Annotated in this window: 5 protein-coding genes; 4 read left to right on the top strand and 1 reads right to left on the bottom strand. The window is 59.6% G+C overall.

What is annotated here, in order from left to right; genetic code table 11:
* The first annotated feature begins 439 nt into the window (after positions 1-439).
* The 4 genes from EN884_RS32030 (at position 440) to EN884_RS32015 (ending at position 2,168) form a co-directional block, all read left to right on the top strand.
* Positions 440-730 carry a hypothetical protein gene (locus EN884_RS32030; RefSeq protein WP_013532685.1) on the top strand — a complete coding sequence of 97 codons (291 nt, stop codon included), beginning with the start codon at positions 440-442 and terminating at the stop codon, positions 728-730.
* A gap of 207 nt (positions 731-937) precedes the next feature.
* On the top strand, positions 938-1,153 hold the full coding sequence (locus tag EN884_RS32025; protein ID WP_024503705.1) for a hypothetical protein: 216 nt from the start codon (positions 938-940) through the stop codon (positions 1,151-1,153).
* Positions 1,154-1,159: 6 nt separating this feature from the next.
* Positions 1,160-1,600, top strand: coding sequence for a hypothetical protein (locus EN884_RS38815; protein ID WP_063167694.1), 441 nt, complete (start codon positions 1,160-1,162; stop codon positions 1,598-1,600).
* 265 nt (positions 1,601-1,865) lie between these two features.
* Entirely contained in the window at positions 1,866-2,168 is a 303-nt protein-coding gene (locus tag EN884_RS32015) for a hypothetical protein (RefSeq protein WP_224621054.1), read from the top strand.
* A 33-nt stretch (positions 2,169-2,201) separates the two neighbouring features.
* Here EN884_RS32015 and EN884_RS32010 read toward each other — a convergent pair.
* The coding region (locus tag EN884_RS32010; RefSeq protein ID WP_128360973.1) for an ATP-binding cassette domain-containing protein at positions 2,202-2,720 on the bottom strand (519 nt) is incomplete at its 5' end.

The following is a 2,720-nucleotide window of genomic DNA, read 5'->3' as shown; positions in this document are numbered from 1 at the left end:
AGATGTTTTCCGGAATCTGTCCGCGAGCGCACGTATGAAGGCATAAAGCGGCCGGTTGACCGTCTGGTTGCTGTCCAGTGCAACTGGCACGCGCGTCCGGCTAGCGGAGGCCAAAAAAGCTCAAGATCGCTATCACGATGACCACAGCTCCAACGAGCCAAATGATATTGTTCATGATCTCTCTCCTGTTGCCTGGGGGAAGCCCGCGCCTCTGGCGGAGAACGCGGGCCGACCAGTCTTTGCCGACTGATCCGCAGCAGACACCAAATCGTGATCCCGGCTGCGAGAAATAAAACCATCAGGCACGTCTAATGTTCCGTCGTTGACGAGATCCGGCGATGACCAGTGAACGTTCGGGCCGATGCCGGACCACCGGAACCAAAGTGATCAGGGGCAGTTAATCCAATGAAGGGCTAATTAAGAAAATGGAGAAATTGCAATGAAAACAATGATCATGTGCGCGTTGGCGATTTCCATTGGACTGCCCGTCGTGGCTTCGGCAGCCGAAGCCGATGTGGTTGTTAGAACCCATCATCGACATCACGGCAGCGTCAAGATCATCAACGAAGACGGTCAGCGCTTGCACCACCGCCGCCATGGTACTGTGGCGTTCTACGACCATGGGCGCCGGCATCATCACCGCGATACCGTTGTCGTGACAGGTTCCGTTTCCACCCATCGCCACCACCATCGGCACCATCCCGTGGTGATCGAGAACGACGGGTACTGACCACAGATCTCCGGCCCGATTCTTGAAGGAATCGGGCCACGAGAGGCCCTTTGATCATGCTTTTGGCAGCACCGTCGGCAAGACAATTGCCCCTAGCCAGACTTAGGTCTGACCCCTGCCCGACCGAAGTCCAGGTTGGAAACGCATGCGCTTGCCCCAAATTCGGGGTGGCGGGCAAAAATGATCGATGAAACCAAGAGCAGCAGCATGTCGAACCGTGAGACCAAACGATCCGATGCCCTGAGCACGCGAGTAACAGAGATCAAGGCCAGGATGCAGCAAGCCCAGATTACCGAAGACGAGATGAAGACCTTCCAGAAGGTCGCGGCCATCATGGAGGGCGGCGAGGGCCGAATCGAGGTTGACGACCTGATTGCCGCGTCATTCCTCACCGACACGCTGCTGAACAGCCCGAAGCGTTAAGCGACCATGCCGACGATTAGCAGACTTTTTGATTCCCACGCCGATGCGACGCGGGTCGCTAGCGACTTGGTGGCGGCCGGAATTCCTCGCGTACAGATCGCGATCATCGGGCCTTACAATGACGAGACAGGATCTGTTTGGGTTTCCGCTTTGGGATCGGTACTGGGCGCTGCTGCCGGCGGGTTGGCATGTCTGAGCGTCGTTGCGGCAGTTGGCATCAATCCTGTTGCTGCGAGCGTATTGCCAACAGCGGTGGCTGGCGCGGTCTGTGGCGGCGTTGCCGGCGGTCTGTTTGGAACATTCGCCCTGCACGCCATGAAGGCGGATGATCAGGACGTGGCCGAGGGCGTCGTCCTGGTGACGGCGCATGTCGATGAAAATGACGCCGAGATCGCTCAGACAGTGCTCGGCGGTCCCCCGTCGACGTTGGTGGCCGAAGCAGCTTAGGAAAGCCGCCTCGACGTCGCCGGAACCGGCACTCTCCGTTTGCCAGCGATTGAACTCCACACCCGGCAGATAGCAATTCAGACTGGGGATGTTCCTGCCGTCGGCCCGCATGGCCGAACCCTGTGGCAGGTTGCTTCGCGGCCGCATATTTTGACGAAAAGGCCCGTCGGCTCTAGGGTCGATGGACCTGATGGAATGAGTGAAACGGCGGGCCGAGTGCGACATGAATTTGAATTCAACCACAGCCCCGCCCTTGATTCTTGTGATGACGCTGGTTCTCGTCGCTGGCTGTTCATCGCTCGGCAGAACCGTCGATCCGGCGAAATACGATTCAATGACGTGCACCGACCTCAACAGTGCGATGGGAGACGTCGCCCGTGACATCTCGCAAACGGCAATCACGCGCGGCAAGGTCGCCAACACCAATGTTCCACGCTGGCTGCTCGGCGGCTCACGCGTGAAGACCGCGGTAGCCAACCGTGAAACAGCCAGGATCGACCGGCTTAAGCAGCAACAGGATGCCATTGCCGCCGTGCGAGCGCGCAAGTGCCAGAGGTCCGCGAATTGAGCGGACAGCCAACGCCTCGGTGCAGAGCCCGGTTCAGGCGCTCAGGCGAAATCGCGTCACGTCGATCGCGGCGGCCATCAGCGTCTGTGTGTAGGCGTGCTGCGGATTGCTGAAGATCGCCTCGGTCGGCCCTTCCTCGACGATCTTGCCCTGTTTCATGACGATGATGTAGTCGGCCATGGCGCGCACGACCGACAGATCGTGGCTGATGAAGAGATAGGACAATTCGTGGTCCGCCTGCAGCTTGCGCAGCAGTTCGACGATCTGTTTCTGCACAGAGCGATCGAGCGCCGAAGTCGGCTCATCCAATACCACCAGCCTGGGCTTCAGGATCATGGCGCGGGCAATGGCGATGCGCTGCCGCTGACCGCCGGAGAATTCGTGCGGGTAGCGGTTGCGGGCGTTGGGGTCGAGGCCGACCTCGCGCAAGGCCTCGACCGCGCGTTGATCACGCTGCTTGCCCGAAAGGTCAGGCTCATGCACCAGAAGTCCTTCGGTGATGACCTGGCCGACAGTCATGCGCGGCGACAACGAGCCGAACGGGTCCTGGAA

It is taken from the genome of Mesorhizobium sp. M7A.F.Ca.AU.001.01.1.1 (assembly GCF_004022735.1).
GTDB classification, from domain to species: Bacteria; Pseudomonadota; Alphaproteobacteria; order Rhizobiales; family Rhizobiaceae; genus Mesorhizobium; species Mesorhizobium ciceri.
This window is presented reverse-complemented; position numbering and strand designations above follow the sequence as displayed.